We start from the raw sequence: 16197 nt of genomic DNA, 5'->3' as shown, positions 1-16197 counted from the left end.
AGGCCCCCCATGCTTGAGCTCCAAGGCCTGCGCTATCGACCGGCCACCGCCGCGGTGGCGGTTCTTGATGGGGTGGATCTCTGCCTGAAGCCCGGCCAGCCCGCCCTGGTGGCGGGCCGCAGCGGCTGCGGGAAGACCACCCTGCTGGAGCTGATCTGTGGCCTGGCCGATCCGAGCGGCGGCACCATTCTTTGGGAAGGCAAAGCGCTCGATGCCCGCCAGCGGCGCTGGCTGTGCGGGCTGGTGTTTCAGTTTCCCGAACGGCACTTCCTCGGCCTCAGCGTGGGCCAGGAGCTGAAGCTGGGCCAGCGCCGGCTGCCGGCCGAGCGGGTGGAGGCGGTGCTGCGCCAGGTGGGGCTGGGCTCCCTGTCGCTTCAGCAGGCGCCGGAGCGGCTCAGCGGCGGCCAGCAGCGGCGCCTGGCCCTGGCGGTGCAGCTGGTGCGGGATCCCCGGGTGCTGCTGCTCGATGAGCCCACCGCTGGCCTCGACTGGTCGGTGCGTCAGGAGGTGCTGCAGCTGCTCGTCCAGCTCAGCCGGGATCGGGTGCTGCTGGTGGTCACCCATGAACCGGAGCTGTTCCGCGGCCTGATCGAGCGGGGCTGGCGGCTGGAGCGGGGCACGCTTCAGCCCCTCCCGGCGCTTCGTACGATGGTCTGAGTTGGGGGGTGGGCCGATGCCCGATCAGTTGGTGCGGGCCACGGCCGCCCAGGGTGGCATTCGCCTGGTGGCGGCGCTCACCACGGTCACCACCCGTTATGCCCGCCGCCGGCACCAGCTCTCGTACCTCACCACGGCGCTGCTGGGGCGGGCGATGACGGCTGGTCTGCTGCTGGCCAGTTCGATGAAGGTGACCCATGGCCGGGTCAACCTGCGCATTCAGTCGGATGGGCCGCTGCGGGGGCTGATGGTGGATGCCGGCCGTGACGGCACCGTGCGCGGCTACGTGGGGGCGCCGGGGCTGGAGCTCGATCTGATCGAGACCGAGCCGGGGCAGCACGGCTTCGATTTTCGCAAGGCCACCGGCACCGGCTACCTGCATGTGGTGCGCGACCAGGGCAAGGGCGAGCCCTACAGCAGCACCGTCGAGTTGGTCAGCGGCGGCATCGGTGACGACGTGGCCTCCTACCTGCTGCATTCCGAGCAGACCCCTTCCGGCCTGTTCGTCGGCGAGCAGATCGACAGCAGCGGCGTGCGCTGCTCCGGGGGCGTGCTGGTGCAGGTGCTGCCCAAGGCGGCCAGCGAGCCGGCCCTGGTGGCCCTGCTGGAAGAACGCTGCCGGGAGATCACGGGCTTCAGCCGCCGCCTGGCGGCCTGCTCCGGCAACTTGAAGCTGCTGCTTGAAGACATCTTCCCGGATCTCGATCCCAGGCTGCTGGAAGACGCTGAAGCCCAGCAGGATGTGACCTTCCACTGCCCTTGCACCCGTCGCCGCAGCGTTGATGCCCTGCGGCTGCTGGGCCAGGCCGAACTGAGCACCATCCTCGATGAAGACGGCCGAGCCGAGCTCACCTGCCACTTCTGCAACGAGGTCTACGGGGTGGAGGAAGGGGAGCTACAGGAGCTGATCAACGAACTGGCGGTGGCCTGAACACGCCGGTCTGACAATGCCGGTCTGAACTATGTGGCCTGAATGCCAAACGTTCAGGTGATCAGCAGCGCCCCCAGCAGCAGCAGCACCAGGGCCGGCAGGCTCTGCACCTGCTCGGGGCCGATCGGCAGACCCAAGGGCAGGGAAGGATCCAGCAGCTGGACCAGGCCACCGCCCAGCAGCAGGCCCACGCTGAGCAGGGCAAAGCTCCATCCGATGGCGGCCAGGAAACGGCCCTGGCGCCGCTGCAGGTTCACCACCGCCACCCCCGTGGCCAGGGCGAGCAGCACTTCGGCGGAGCCGGAGGGGGTGATCAGCAGCAGAGCAAGCAGCAGACCGATCGCCACCAGCGGAAACCAGCGCTCCCGGCCCTCTGCCATCGCCAGGGTGGGCAGGGTGAGCGTCGGACGTGGCAGCTTGGCTCCCGAGAGCTGGGGGAGGGCCGGCAAGGCCGGCAGGGAGGGCCGTGAAGGGGTGCGAACGGCGACGGCGGGCTTGACCTCCTCACGCTTCGAGGCCGTTACGGCGGCGCTGCTGACCTTGCCCTGCTGCCGCTCCCGCAGCCGTTCCATCAGAACCGCGTCATAGGCGGCTTCCACCTGGGCCTGGGCCTGGGCATCACCCTCGACGGCGGCGAGCCGCTCGCGACGGGCCGCCTGCACTTCATCAAAACTGGCATCGGGGGCAATGCCGAGCCGGTCGTAGGGGCTGGAGCCACCGGCGGGTGGGGCGGAACCGTGGGTCATGGCCTCCAGTGCAGTGGACGGGGTTCTAGCCCGAGCGTATCGAGGCATGGAGCCAGGAAACGTTCAGCGGACGATCCGGTACATGATTCAGAAGAGGGGGTCACTGAATTGGTAGCCGCCCTCCTGCTGTAGGTCGCGGCGACGGGCCTCGGCTTCTTCGGTCGCCAGCCAGTGGCGGCTCTTGAGCAGGGGCATCTGGGGGGGCAGGTGGGAGCCTTCGAGCACTTCCACGTTTCCCTGGCGGGGGAGGAAGCGGACGTAGTCGGAGCCGCCATCGCGGCGTGGTCGTACCAGCCAGAGGTGCTCGGGCAAGGTTGTTACCTTTCTTTGTAATCATTCTGGCGAGGGCTGGTGTGCGCTGTGGTTCGCAACGCACCATCCACTCCGCATCATCCTCTTCGCACCATTCACCCCCTGCAGATCGTCAGCCCCTCAGAGCGCGATCGGCTCCACCCCGCTGACCACCGGCGCCACGGCGCTCAGGCCCAGGTCGGGATGGTCGGCGTTGAGCTGGTTGAGGTTCCAATCGTTCTTGAACAGCAGCACCGGCCGGTCCCAGGCATCACGCACGGTCTTGCAGTTGAACAGGCGGCCCACCGCCTCCAGGGCCTCCCAGCCACCACTCACCCAGCGGGCCAGGGAGAAACCCAGGGGCTCCAGGCGCGTCTGGACGCCGTATTCGTGCTCAAGCCGGTATTGCACCACCTCCAGCTGCAGCTGCCCGACGGCCGCCAGGATCGGATCGCGCTTGCTGGCGTCGGTGTCGTAGAGCACCTGCACGGCGCCTTCCTCGCGCAGTTCGTTCACCCCCTTGCGGAAGGCCTTGAAGGCAGACGGGTTGGGGTTCCGCAACCAGGCGAAGATTTCGGGGCTGAAGCACGGGATGCCTTCGTATTCCACCTTCTGGCCAACGTAAAGGGTGTCGCCGATGGCGAACATCCCCGGGTTGTTGAGGCCGATCACATCTCCGGGATAGGCGTTCTCCACCACCTCCCGCTCCTGGCCGAACAGCTTCTGGGGACGGGAGAGGCGGATGGTGCGGCCGGTGCGGGCGTGGCGCACGCTCATGTCTTTTTCGAAGTGGCCGGAGCACACCCGAACGAAGGCGATCCGGTCCCGGTGGCGGGGGTCCATGTTGGCCTGGAGCTTGAAGACGAAGCCGCTGAACTCGGGCCGCAGCGGATCGACTGGGCCGTCGTGGCTGGTGCGGGCCACCGGACGCTGGGCCAGCTCCAGGAAGGCATCGAGGAAGGGCCTCACGCCGAAGTTGGTCATCGCCGAGCCGAAGAACACCGGGCTGAGCTCCCCGGCGTGCACCCGCTCCAGATCGAGCTCGGCGCCGGCGCCATCGAGCAGCTCCAGTTCGTCGAGGGCCTGATCGAGGAGTTCCGGTTCCACGGCGCCCGAGGCGCGGGCTCCCTCTACAGACAGGGTGCGCTCGGTGGCCTGTCTGCCGCGTCCGGCGCGCTCAAACAGGATTACAGCCTGGCTGCGCCGGTCGATCACGCCGCGGAAGCGGTCGCCGCTGCCGATCGGCCAGTTCACCGGCCAGCAGGTGAGCCCCAGTTCGCTCTCGATCTCATCGATCAGCTCCAGGGGCTCGCGCCCCGGCCGGTCCATCTTGTTGATGAAGGTGAAGATCGGCACCCGCCGCAGCCTGCAGACTTCGAAGAGCTTGCGGGTCTGGGGCTCGAGCCCCTTGGCGGCGTCCTCCAGCATCACCGCGTTGTCTGCGGCGGCCAGAGTCCGGTAGGTGTCCTCGGAGAAGTCCTGGTGGCCTGGGGTGTCGAGCAGGTTGACCGTGCTGCCGGCGTAGTCGAACTGAAGCACCGTGGAGGTGATCGAGATTCCCCGCTGCTTTTCGAGCTCCATCCAGTCGGAGGTGACCTTGCGCTGCTCCCCTTTGGCTTTCACCGCCCCGGCCTGCTGGATCGCGCCCCCGTAGAGCAGCAGCTTCTCGGTCAGGGTGGTCTTGCCGGCGTCAGGATGGGAAATGATCGCGAAGTTGCGGCGCCGCGCCACCGCATTGGCCAGGGCAGCGTGCTCGGCGGCGGTGTCGGCGGCAGTGCTGGGGCTGCTGGTCATCGCTCCAGCCTGCCAGCCGGCGGATGGCACCGCCTCTGGTGGCGGTGGCGGCTTGCACCCCCTACCAGTGGCGTTAACGTTCTGACCACGACCGAACCGGAGCTTCCGTGACCTTGTCCGCCACGCCGCCCGTCATCACCGATCAACGCCGCCCGGGGCAAACCGAGGACGGGGCTAGCGGCGCGGGAACGGGCCTGGGCCGGCTCGATTTCCCGAGCACCGCCCCAGCCGCCAACCCGGTTTTTTACCGCACCTATTCCCGCCGCACCGAAACGGGCCGGGAGAGCTGGCATGAGGTGGCGGAGCGCAACCTGGAGGGCCTGCGCCAGCTGGGGAACCTCAACAGCGAGGAGGTGGAGCTGATCCGGCGGATGCAGAAGCACCAGAAGGCCCTGCCGTCGGGACGGTGGCTGTGGATCGGCGGCACCCCCTGGATCCAGCAGGCCCACAACTTCTCCGGCGCCTACAACTGCACCTCCACCAACCTGATCGACTGGGAAGCCTTCGGTCTGATGATGGACCTGGCGATGATGGGCTGCGGCACCGGCGCGATCATCGAGCCGCGCCTGATCGAGCGGCTGCCGGTGGTGCGCAACCGGCTGGTGATCAGCGGCGTCACCGACATCGGTGCCACGGCGCCCGAGCGGCGCCAGGAGGCCACCACCCACCAGATCAGCGGCAACCGGGTGACGGTGCGGGTGGGCGACACGCGCCGGGGCTGGGTGGACAGCTACCAGCTGCTGCTGGAGCTGAGCAGCGATGGGCGCTTCGATGGGCCGGTGGAGGTTTCGGTGGATCTCTCCGATGTGCGGCCGGTGGGTGAAACCCTCAAGGGCTTCGGCGGCATGGCCAACCCCGTGAAGCTCAAGGATCTCTACGGCCGGGTGGCCCAGATCCTCAACCGGGCGATCGGTCGCCAGCTCAGCTCGGTGGAGTGTTGCCTGCTGATCGATGAGGCGGCGGTGACGATCGTGGCGGGCAACATCCGCCGCAGCGCCGGCATGCGCCAGTTCGCCTCCGATGATCTGCCGGCGTCGGTGGCCAAGGACAACCTCTGGCAACAGGACGGAGAGGGCAACTGGCGGATCGATCCGGAGCGGGACTCGCTGCGGATGGCGAACCACACCCGGGTGTTCCACACGCGCCCCTCGAAGCAGATGGTGCTGGAGGCGGTGCGCAAGCAATTCCAGAGCGGCGAGGGGGCGATTCAGTTCGCGCCGGAGGCGATCGCCCGCTCCAACGCCGATCTGCTCACCACGGCGGAGTTGCACACCGAATTCATCGACGTGTACTCCGACCAGGGCCGCGAGGAGGCGGGCCGCTGGCTGCAGCTCAACCACCCGGAGATCGGCGAGGCGGAGCTGGAGCACCGGTTGAACCGCTACGGGCTCAACCCCTGCGGCGAGATCCTGGGGGCCGATTTCCACTGCAACCTCGCCGAAATCCACCTCAACCAGATCGACCCGCACGACCACGACAGCCAGCGGGATGCCTTCCATGCCGGCGGCCTGGCGGTGGCCTGCCTGCTCAATCACCGCTTTCAGGTGGAGCGTTACCGCCAGAGCCGGGCCTGGGATCCGATCGTGGGGGTGAGCTTCACCGGCCTGTTTGATTTCTTCGTCCATGCTTTCGGCACCCCCTGGCTGCAGTGGTGGGAAGCGGGGCGCCCCGAAACCGAAGCAGGCCAGGCCTTCAAGTGGCAGGAGGCGGAGTATCTGGGCCGCTGGAAGGGATATGTGAATGAGGCGGTGTGGGACTACTGCGATCGCCACGGTCTGAGGAGGCCCAACCGCTGCACGACGGTGCAACCGGCGGGCACCAAGAGCCTGCTCACCGGCGCAAGCCCCGGCTGGCATCCGCCCAAGGCGCAGCGCTTCATCCGGCGGATCACCTTCCGCAAGAACGATCCGGTGGCCCTGGCCTGCCTGGATTACGGATACACGATCGTGCCGAGTCAATCCGACAAGGACGACCACGGCCGGCTGCTGGATGATCCGTTCGATCCGCGCTGCACGGAGTGGCTGGTGGAGATCCCCACGGAGGTGAGCTGGGCGAACATCCCGGGCGCCGATGAGGTGGAGATCAACACCTTCTCCGCCCTGGCCCAGTTCGACTTCTACATGCAGGTGCAGGAGCACTACACGGCCCACAACACCTCCGCCACGGTGGAGTTCCGCGAGCACGAAATCGAGCCGGTGGCCGAGGCGATCCACCGGGCGATCGACGAAGGCCGCGGCTACATCTCAGCGGCGCTGCTGGCCCGCTTCGATGCCAATGCCACCTTCCCGCGGCTGCCGTTCGAGCCGATCGATGCGGCCACCTACACCCGTCTGCAGGCCGAAGTGAGAGCCCGCCGCTCCAGCGTCGATTTCTTCGAGGCGCTGCAGCGCTACGACCGGGGTGAATCGATGGAAGCGGGCCCAGCCGGCTGCGATTCGGACAAGTGCCTGCTGCCGTTGGCCAAACCCTGAGGTGAAACGGTCAGCCCCGCTTGCTGGGGGTTGCTCCTGGGCTCGTACACCACGCCAGGGACGCTGCTTTGGACAGGAGCTTTGGACCGATTCGAGGACAGGAGGTTGACGGGGTTGGGGGGGCAGGCGTTAAAGGTCATGGAGCGGAGCTGCTAAGAAGAGGTTCTGCTCCACCCCTCCGACTTGCCTTCACCTTTTCATGAGCTGGGAATTCACCGAAGACGCCGCCTTCATGGCCCTGTTCGACGCCTTCAAGGAGAGCGGTGAAACCTCCGCCATGGAGTTTCTCGCCCATGGTGAAGGCGCCTTTCACTTCCAGGAACTCAGCCAGAACGCCGCGGGTGAAGGGGTCGATCTGAGCGATTCCAACGACCTGCAGGCGTTCCAGCAAACGGTGATCGACACCCTTGAAGAGCTGTGAAGACACCTGAGGGTTCTGCCCTGCAGTCGAGGTCAGGGCCCTCAGGGCTCAGCTGGGGATTAGCCGTAGAAGAAGGCGATCTCCTTGGCCTTGAGACTCTCCCAGCCGGCAGCCTCAAGCCGGGCGTTGAGGCTGGCCTGATCGAAATGCTTGGACCCGGTCTTCACCACCCGGTTGCGCATCGATTTCCGCACGCCGCTGCGGGCCCGCTGAGCTTCAAGCGCCATCACCTCGTTGTAGAGAGCAAGCATCCCGGCAGGAATCGCTGTGCCATCAAGATCAAGGCCGGCTGCGATCGCGGCATCCACCCCATCGGGGCCAGCCAGGGTGCCGGAAGCGGCAAGGGTCATGGGAAACAAAGCAGGGACCCAGCCAGCCTCGCACCGGTTCAGGCGCTGAAGTAGCGGGCCTGGGTATGGAGGGCCACCAGGGCCGTGGTGCTCTGCTCGGGTTCGAGCTGGTCGCTTTCATCCATCTTGAGGCCGATTCGGTCGGCACCCAGCCAGAACAGCTGCTGGCGCGAATCGGCCACGTTGGGGCAGGCCGGATAGCCGAACGAATAGCGGCTGCCGCGATAGCGCTGGGCAAGCACCTCCCGCAGTTCCGAGGGTTCCTCTTCGCCGAAACCCAGTTCAAGGCGGATGCGGGCGTGGACCCACTCCGCCAGGGCTTCGGCCATCTGCACCGCCAGACCATGGAAATAGAGGTAGTCGGTGTAGCGATCGGCAGCGAAGAGTTCCTTGGCGAAATTGGTGGCAACCTCCCCCATGGTGACGGCCTGCATCGGCAGCACGTCGGTGGGGCGGCCGGCGTCGAGATCCCGGAAGAAATCGGCGATGCAGTAGCGGTTGCCGGCACGCTGGCGGGGCAGCACAAAGCGGCCCAGTTCCACCCCCGGATCGGTGGGATCGAAGACCACCACGCTGTTGCCCTCCCGCCCACACGGGAAGTAGCCGTAGGCGACCCGCGGAGTCAGCAGGCCCTCCTGGAGGCAGCGCTCGATCCAGCCGGCCAGCACCGGCTCGGCCTTCTCCGCCAGCATCCGCTCGTAGTCGTCCCGGCTTTGCTTCTGCGCCTTGCGCAACTGCCACTGGCCGGCGAACAGGGCATTGCGATCCAGGTAGGCGAAGACCTCCGCCAGGGGGATCTCCCCCTCGTGGAGCACGCGGCTGCCCAGGAAGGGCGGGCTGATCGCCGGCTGCTCCGGCACGGCTTCGGAACGCTCCTGGCTCAGGGGAGATGGTTCCGGCGCGGCAGGTTGCCCGGCCTGATCAGCACCGGACGCTGCGGCTTCATCCGGGTTTGAATCAGCTTCAACGCCATCAGCCTCGGCTGGATCCGCCTCCGCCGTCAGGCCCAGCCCCGCCGGGATGCCGTTGAGGAAGCCCTGGAGGTCGTCCCAGTGGCCGGCCTCCTTCGCCTCCGCCAGGGCATCCATGAAGCGCAGGTCGGAGAAGGCATCACGGCCATAGATCACCTGGCCGTGGTACACACTGCGGCAATCCTTATTCACGAAACGGGGGGTGAGGGCGGCCCCACCGAGGATCACCGGCACCACGATGCCCGCCTGATTGAACGCCTGCAGATTGTCCTTCATGAACGCCGTTGATTTCACCAGCAGGCCACTCATGGCGATGCAATCGGCCTGGTGCAGGCGCTGGGCTTCGATGATCGCATCAACCGGCTGTTTGATGCCAAGATTGATCACCTCATAGCCGTTGTTCGTGAGGATGATGTCAACAAGATTCTTGCCGATGTCATGAACATCTCCCTTCACCGTGGCGATCAGGAACTTGGCCTTGGCACGCCGCTCGCCTTCTACCTTCTCCATGTGGGGCTCTAGGAAGGCCACGGCCGCCTTCATGGTTTCGGCGCTCTGCAACACGAACGGCAACTGCATCTGACCGGAGCCGAACAGTTCACCCACCACCTTCATGCCATCGAGCAGGAAGGTGTTGATGATCTGAAGGGGGGGGTAGGTGGCAAGCGCCTCGTTCAGGGCCGGCTCCAGGCCGATGCGTTCGCCATCGATGATGTGCTGGCTCAACCGCTTTTCCACCGGCAGATCAGCCAGGGAGGGACCGGATTCGCGGGCTTCCCTGGCGCTGACCCCTTCAAAGAGCTTGGTGAGCTCGCCGAGGGGGTCATAGGTGCAGACATCGCCATCGAAGCGGCGGGCATCATTGATCAGATCGAGGCAAACCTGCTGGGTTTCGGCATTGATCTTGGCGAGGGGAAGAATCTTGGCGGGGCTGACGATCGCGGCGTCCATTCCGGCCTGACAGCATTCGTGCAGAAAGACTGAATTGAGCACGATCCGGGTGGCTGGAGAAAGGCCGAAGCTGATGTTGCTCACCCCCAGCACCACATGCACCCCGGGAAGCTGGGAGCGGATTTGGCGGATCGCCTCGATCGTCGCCGCCCCGTTGCGGCGGTCTTCCTCGATGCCGGTGGAAATCGGCAGGGCGAGGGCGTCATAAAAGATCTCGTGGGCAGGAATCCCGAACTCAACCGCATCGCGGTAGGCCCGTTGGGCGATCGCAAACTTGCGCTCGGCGGTGCGGGCCATGCCCTCCTCATCGATCGTGCCCACCACCACGCCGGCGCCGAAGCGCCGGGCCAGCTCCAGCACCTTGAAGAAGCGTTCATCGCCATCTTCATAGTTGGTGGAGTTGAGGATGCACTTGCCGCCGGCCACCTTGAGGCCAGCCTCCATCTTCTGCCACTCGGTGGAATCAAGCATCAGCGGCAGGTTCACATTGGTGACCAGCCGGCTGACCAGATCGTGCATGTCCTTTTCGCCGTCCCTGCCGACATAGTCGACATTGACATCGAGAACATGGGCATTCTCCTTGACCTGTCCCCTGGCCAGGGCCACCAGGCCATCCCAGTCCTCCTGGTTGAGCAGCTCCCGCACCTTCTTCGAGCCGCTGGCATTGAGGCGTTCCCCGATGATCAGGAAGGAATTGTCCTGGTGGTAAGGGGTGATGCCATAGATCGAGGCCGCCGCCGGCTCCCCCTGCAGGGCGGGACGGCTGAGCTGTTCCTCCGGCAGGCGCACCCGGCGGGGACTGGGGTGAAGTTCGGCGGCCAGTTCAGCCAGGGCACCGATGTGGGCGGGGGTGGTGCCACAGCAACCGCCAATCACCTGGACGCCAAGATCTTCGACGAAGTGCATCAACTGCATCTTCATCTGCAGGGGTGTCAGGCGGTAATGGGCCACACCGCCCACGTTCTCCGGCAGGCCGGCGTTCGGGATGCAGCTCACCACGAAAGGGCTGTGCTCGCTGAGATAGCGAACATGCTCCTTCATCTGCTCTGGACCGGTGGCACAGTTGAGGCCGAGGATGTCAATCGAGAAGGGCTCCAGAATCGCCACCACCGCGGCGATGTCGGTGCCCACCAGCATCGTGCCGGTCGTTTCCACGGTCACCGACACCATCAAGGGTCGGCGCTGGCCGGTGGCGGTGAAGGCGGCTTCGATGCCCTGCAGCGCCGCCTTGATCTGAAGAACGTCCTGGCAGGTTTCGACGATGAACAGATCCACATCCCCTGCGATCAGGCCCTCCGCCTGCTCCTGGAAGGATGCCTTCATCGCATCGAAGCCGATGTGGCCCAGCGTGGGCAACTTGGTGGTGGGACCGATCGAACCCGCCACGTAACGGGGTTTCTGCGGCGTGCTGTACTCCCGGGCCACCTGCTTGGCGAGCTCGGCGGCCCGCTGGTTGATGGCGAAGGCCTGATCCTGAAGGCCGTACTCCACCAACACGATCGAGGCGGCCCCGAAGGTGTCGGTTTCGATCACGTCACAGCCCACCTCCAGGAACTGGCGGTGCACCGCCAGAACCGCATCGGGTCGGGTGAAGACCAGGTTTTCGTTGCAGCCCTCCAGGGCAGCTCCGCCGAAGTCATCGGCGCTCAGGTCCATCTGCTGCAAGGAGGTGCCGGTGGCCCCGTCGAAGACCAGCACGGGGCGCTCCGGCGAATGGAGCCTCTCAAGGAAGCCCATCGTCTTTACGGCCGGTTCTGCAACCTGCGTCACGACTGCTGCCATCGACCCTCAACCCGTCAACGATCCGGCCATCATCACCGGTCCGGCCTGGGTCCGGAGATGCTCAGGACAGGAGTCGCACACGGGTGACCCAGTGGTCGTAGGCGGGATCAAGTCCATGGGTGATCGTGGTGAGCCGATCGCGCAGCTGCGCCATCACTGGGCGTTCGGTGGGCAGATCGGTGCTTTCAATCCGTCCCACCGGCGTGACCCGGGCGGCGGTGCCGCTGAGAAACACCTCATCGGCCACGAACAACTCCGTCTTGTCGACGGCACGCTCCAGGGTGGGGATGCCGAGATCCCTGGCCAGCTCAAGAATGCTGGCCCGGGTGATGCCCTCGAGAATGTCCTGATCGACGCCGGGGGTGATCAGCACGCCATCACGAACGATGAACAGGTTCATGCCACTGGCCTCGCTCACCTTGCCCCGGCTGTTGAGCAGCAATGCTTCGTCGAAGCCGCTCTTCACCGCTTCGGTCTTGGCCAGGGAGCTGGTGATGTAGGCACCGCTGATCTTGCCCCGCAACGGCAGGGAGCGATCTTCCTGACGGCACCAACTGCTGAACCGGCAGGTGACCCCATCCGGAGAAAGATAATCACCGAGTTCAATTCCGTAGATCAGAAAGTCAGTTTCAATGTCATGCAGGCGGGGGGCGATGCCGAGATCACTGGTGTAAACGAAGGGGCGGAGATAGATCGGTGTGGTGGGGCGGTTGGCCTGCAGGAATTGATCAATCGCCCCATGGATCGTGGCCTCCGGCAGCTCGGTGAGCAACAGCCGGGCGCTCTGACTGAGCCGCCGGGCGTGGCGATCGGCCCTGAACAGCAGAATCTCCGTCGGGTCGGTGGGATTGGGCAGGGCCCGCATGCCGCCGAACGCTCCGGTGCCGTAGTGGAGCGCGTGGGTGGCCACGGAGATCGTGGCTTCGGCAAAGGGAACGCAGCGGCCGCCAAACCAGGCGTAGGGAAGGAACTGGTGCATGCTGAGCGACGGGGTGTGGCGGCGGAGCGAGGGGCGTCGACGACAGGCGCCGGAGCGATCTTCTCACCGCCAGGGCCGAAGATGGGGGGATGCACAGGCTTGCCTCAGTTCCCGGCCAGTCGGATCCGGCGGAGGGTCCCCTGCTGGTCGAGCAACCGTCGGCGCCGCTGCTGGTGCTGACCAGCGCCGACACCGATCTGCAGAGCCTGGCCGATCTGTTGAGCCGGGATTCCACTGTGATGCCGGAGGCGGTGCGAGGCCTGAACCTGGCGTCCCTCCATCATCCGGCGGCGATCGATCACTACCTCGCCACCAGCATGGGCAGGACCCAGCTGGTGCTGATTCGCCTTCTGGGGGGGCGGGGCCACTGGAGCTACGGGCTGGAGCGGCTGCGGGCCTGGGCGGCGCAGGCCCCCCAGCGCCACCTGCTGGTGGTCGCCGGCACCGCCGATGAAGAGGAGGCCCTGGCCAGCCTGGGCACGGTGCCGGTGGTCCTGACCGTGGCGATCGGCCGCTGCCTGCGCGAAGGGGGCACGGAGAACCTGCGCCGGGTGCTGGTTGTCCTGCGCGGCCAGCTGGCGGGGGATGCCGTACAGCCCCCGTCTGTGCTGCCGCTGGCCGATCCCCTGCCCCAGGACTGGCGCGAGGAGCCGGGCCCCCGGGTGGGCCTGGTGTTTTACCGAGCCCTGCTGCAGGCAGGCGACACGGCCCTTGTCGAGGCCTGCCTGGGGGCCCTGCGGGGCCAGGGGCTGTGCCCAAGGGCCCTTTGGGTGAGTGGGTTGCGGGATCAGGGCGTGCAGCGGGGGGTGGCCGATCTGTTCCGGCGCGAGGCGGTTCAGGCGGTGCTCTGCAGCACCTCCTTCGCGTCCGTGCAGTTCGAGGAGGCCGGCCTCGGCGCTCCCCTGTGGGAGGACCTGAACGTGCCGGTGCTGCAATTGCTTTGCAGCACCCAGAGCCGCCACCACTGGCAGGCCAGCAGCATCGGCCTGGGCCCCCTCGACCTCAGCCTGCAGGTGGCCCTGCCGGAGCTGGATGGCCGCATCACCAGCCGGGTCGGCGCCTTCAAGGAGCTCGCAGGCACCGATCAGCAGCTCACCACGGCGCTGCATCGCTACGAGCCGGATCCAGAACGGCTCGATTGGATCGCCCGGTTGGTGCGGGCCTGGGTGGAGCTGCGCCGAACAGACGCGGGGGAGCGGCGGCTGGCCCTGGTGCTGGCCAACTACCCGACCCGGAACAGCCGGCTGGCCAACGGTGTGGGCCTCGATACTCCGGCCAGCACCGCCCTGATGCTGCGGTGGCTCCAGGAGGCCGGCCACGACTTGGGCCCGGGGCCCTTGCCGGCCAGTGGGGATGCCCTGATCCAGCTGCTGCTGGCAGGCCGCACCAACGATCCGGAAAGCGGGCACCGGCCGGCCCTCGACCACCTGCCCCTGGCCACCTATCAGGAGTGGTATGAAACCTTGCCGGCCAGCGGCAGGGTCCTGCTGGAGGCCCGCTGGGGGCCACCCTGTGGGGATGGGGGCCTGGAAGCCACGCCAGGGGGGCCTGGCTTTGCCATCCGCGGCCTTGGCTTCGGGGCGGTGGTGGTGCTGATCCAGCCGGAACGCGGCTACGACCGCGATCCAACTCTCAGTTACCACTGCCCTGACCTGCCCCCCTCCCACGCCTACCTGGCCCAGTACCTCTGGTTGCGGCAGACCGCCGCCTGCCAGCTCGTGGTCCATGTCGGCAAGCACGGCAACCTGGAGTGGCTGCCCGGCAAGGGCCTAGGCCTCTCCGACCAGTGTTTCCCGGAATGGGCCCTGGGGCCGATGCCCCACCTCTATCCCTTCATCGTCAACGATCCGGGGGAAGGATCCCAGGCCAAGCGCCGGGCCCAGGCCGTGATCCTCGATCACCTCACCCCGCCGCTCGGCCGGGCCGGCCTGCATGGACCGGAGCAACGGCTGGAGGCCCTGCTCGACGAATACTGGGAAGCCCGCCAGCTCGGCTCCGCCCGGGTGGAGCCGCTGCGCCGGCAGCTGGCCGATGAGCTTGAGGCGATGGCCATGCCCCTTGGCTGCCCCGGCACGGTCTCCCCCAGCACCCTCGACGCCCGGCTGGAGGCGGCCGATGGCTACCTCTGTGAACTTAAGGAGGCCCAGATCCGCACCGGTCTGCACACCTTCGGCACCTTGCCCGCCACTGCACCCCTGGGTGAATTGCTGCTGTGCCTGGCCCGTCCCCCCCTGGCCGAGGGCCCGGGGCTGACCCAGGCGATCGCCCTGGATCTGGGCCTGGCGCTCGATCCCTGGGCCGACGATGAGCAGGCTCCGCTCAGCCCCGCTGATCGGCTGGTGCTGGCCACCCTGCTCGACGGAATCCCGCCAGGCTCGGAACCCGCGGCTGTCGCCGGCCTGCGCTGCTGCGGCGATGGGGTGGAGCGGCTGGAGCGGCTGGCCCTGGCCCTGCTGCAGCCCCTCCTGGCTGGCGAACAGGCGTCGAGGCTGATCGGGGTTCCTGGTCCCGCCACCGCGGCGGTGCTGCAGCGCATCGCCGGCACACTCCTCCCCCGGTTGCTCGCCTGTGGCGAGGCGGAGCGCCGCTCCTTTCTGGCCGGTGTGGCGGGGGAGAGGATCGCGGCCGGTCCATCGGGCGCACCGACGCGGGGACGCCCGGACCTGCTCCCCACCGGCCGCAACTTTTACAGCGTCGATCTGCGGGGCCTGCCCACCGAAGCGGCCTGGGACCTGGGTCGGCGCAGCGCCGAACTGCTGCTCGAGCTCCACCTGCAGGAGGAGGGCAACCACCTCAGCCACCTGGCACTCTCGATGTGGGGCACGGCCACCATGCGCAACGGTGGCGAAGACATCGGCCAGGCCCTGGCCCTGATGGGCGTGCGGCCGGTCTGGGATGGACCGACCCGGCGCATGGTGGGGCTGGAGGTGATCCCGCTGACCCTGCTAGGCCGCCCCCGGGTGGATGTGACCCTGCGGATCTCCGGGCTGTTCCGGGATGCCTTTCCTCAGCTGGTGAGCTGGGTGAACCAGGCGACGGCCCTGGTGGCGGCGCTGGAGGAATCCGAAGTGGACAACCCCCTGGCCGCCAGTGCCCGGCGGGAGGGGAACTGCGCCAGGGTCTACGGCTCAGCCCCCGGCGCCTACGGCGCCGGCCTGCAGGGCCTGATCGACAGTGGTCAGTGGGAGACACGCGGCGACCTGGGCGAAGCGTTCCTGAACTGGAGCGGCTGGCGCTACGAAGGCCGCGGCGCTGGTGGCTGCGAAGCCGTGGCTGACCGGGCCGGCCTGGAGCGGCGCCTGGGCCAGGTGGAGGTGGTGCTGCACAACCAGGACAACCGCGAGCACGACCTGCTCGATTCCGACGACTACTACCAGTTCCAGGGGGGGCTCAGCGCCGCCACCGAACGGGTGCGAGGCGCGGCTCCGGCCCTCTGGTTCGGGGACCATTCCCGCCACCAACGCCCCCGCCTCCATCGCCTGGAGCGGGAGTTCGACAAGGTGCTGCGCTCCCGCGTTCTCAATCCGCGCTGGATCGAGGGCATGCGGGCCCACGGCTACAAGGGGGGGTTCGAGCTGGCCGCCAGCCTCGATTACCTGTTTGCCTACGACGCCAGCACCGGTCGGGTGCCGGACTGGAGCTATGGGGCGATCTGCCGGGAATGGCTTCAATCCGAAACCACCCTCGATTTTCTGCGATTGTGCAACCCCTGGGCCCTGCGGGACATGGCAGAACGACTGCTCGAAGCCCACAACCGTGGGCTCTGGGAAGGGGCGGACCGCACCCAGTTGGAACATCTGCGTGAGCTGGTGCTCAGCAGCGAAACCTTGATTGAAGCCTGATTCGGTTCGGA

General features: G+C 67.1%; 11 protein-coding genes. 5 read left to right on the top strand and 6 right to left on the bottom strand.

The window, feature by feature from the left end:
* Nucleotides 1-9 precede the first annotated feature (9 nt).
* Together KBY66_RS05705 and hslO are read left to right on the top strand one after the other, a co-directional pair.
* Nucleotides 10-657 (top strand): ABC transporter ATP-binding protein, encoded by a 648-nt coding sequence (locus KBY66_RS05705; protein ID WP_255088267.1) that lies wholly within the window; start codon nucleotides 10-12, stop codon nucleotides 655-657.
* A gap of 16 nt (nucleotides 658-673) precedes the next feature.
* Entirely contained in the window at nucleotides 674-1588 is a 915-nt protein-coding gene (hslO, locus tag KBY66_RS05700; RefSeq protein WP_255088266.1) for an Hsp33 family molecular chaperone HslO, read from the top strand.
* Nucleotides 1589-1641: 53 nt separating this feature from the next.
* Here the strand turns inward: hslO and KBY66_RS05695 are convergent, their stop codons facing one another.
* The 3 genes from KBY66_RS05695 to KBY66_RS05685 all read right to left on the bottom strand — a co-directional run bounded on the left by KBY66_RS05695 (nucleotide 1642) and on the right by KBY66_RS05685 (nucleotide 4419).
* Complete coding sequence (locus tag KBY66_RS05695; protein ID WP_255088264.1) at nucleotides 1642-2334, bottom strand: CPP1-like family protein; 693 nt, start codon at nucleotides 2332-2334, stop codon at nucleotides 1642-1644.
* An 87-nt stretch (nucleotides 2335-2421) separates the two neighbouring features.
* Nucleotides 2422-2646, bottom strand: a complete 225-nt coding sequence (locus KBY66_RS05690; RefSeq protein WP_255088263.1) for a hypothetical protein — start codon at nucleotides 2644-2646, stop codon at nucleotides 2422-2424.
* Between the two features lie 120 nt (nucleotides 2647-2766).
* The gene (locus KBY66_RS05685) at nucleotides 2767-4419 is read right to left on the bottom strand and encodes a peptide chain release factor 3 (RefSeq protein WP_255088262.1); all 1653 of its coding nucleotides are present in this window, start codon (nucleotides 4417-4419) and stop codon (nucleotides 2767-2769) included.
* Between the two features lie 194 nt (nucleotides 4420-4613).
* Between KBY66_RS05685 and nrdJ the strand changes: the two genes are divergently transcribed.
* The gene (gene nrdJ, locus KBY66_RS05680) at nucleotides 4614-6890 is read left to right on the top strand and encodes a ribonucleoside-triphosphate reductase, adenosylcobalamin-dependent (RefSeq protein WP_255088314.1); all 2277 of its coding nucleotides are present in this window, start codon (nucleotides 4614-4616) and stop codon (nucleotides 6888-6890) included.
* A gap of 199 nt (nucleotides 6891-7089) precedes the next feature.
* A complete protein-coding gene (locus tag KBY66_RS05675) occupies nucleotides 7090-7311 on the top strand; it encodes a hypothetical protein (RefSeq protein ID WP_255088261.1) in 222 nt (73 codons plus the stop codon).
* Nucleotides 7312-7370: 59 nt separating this feature from the next.
* Here the strand turns inward: KBY66_RS05675 and KBY66_RS05670 are convergent, their stop codons facing one another.
* The 3 genes from KBY66_RS05670 to KBY66_RS05660 all read right to left on the bottom strand — a co-directional run bounded on the left by KBY66_RS05670 (nucleotide 7371) and on the right by KBY66_RS05660 (nucleotide 12344).
* Complete coding sequence (locus KBY66_RS05670; RefSeq protein ID WP_255088260.1) at nucleotides 7371-7661, bottom strand: DUF4090 family protein; 291 nt, start codon at nucleotides 7659-7661, stop codon at nucleotides 7371-7373.
* Between the two features lie 38 nt (nucleotides 7662-7699).
* Entirely contained in the window at nucleotides 7700-11365 is a 3666-nt protein-coding gene (gene metH, locus KBY66_RS05665; protein ID WP_255088259.1) for a methionine synthase, read from the bottom strand.
* 61 nt (nucleotides 11366-11426) lie between these two features.
* Nucleotides 11427-12344 (bottom strand): branched-chain amino acid transaminase, encoded by a 918-nt coding sequence (locus KBY66_RS05660; protein WP_255088258.1) that lies wholly within the window; start codon nucleotides 12342-12344, stop codon nucleotides 11427-11429.
* Nucleotides 12345-12433: 89 nt separating this feature from the next.
* Between KBY66_RS05660 and cobN the strand changes: the two genes are divergently transcribed.
* Complete coding sequence (cobN, locus tag KBY66_RS05655) at nucleotides 12434-16186, top strand: cobaltochelatase subunit CobN (RefSeq protein WP_255088257.1); 3753 nt, start codon at nucleotides 12434-12436, stop codon at nucleotides 16184-16186.
* Nucleotides 16187-16197 lie beyond the last annotated feature (11 nt).

Origin of the sequence: Synechococcus sp. Tobar12-5m-g (assembly GCF_024345415.1) — a bacterium.
Lineage (GTDB): Bacteria > Cyanobacteriota > Cyanobacteriia > PCC-6307 > Cyanobiaceae > Regnicoccus.
The sequence above is the reverse complement of the archived record's forward strand: the minus strand, read 5'-3'. Positions and strand labels throughout refer to the sequence as shown.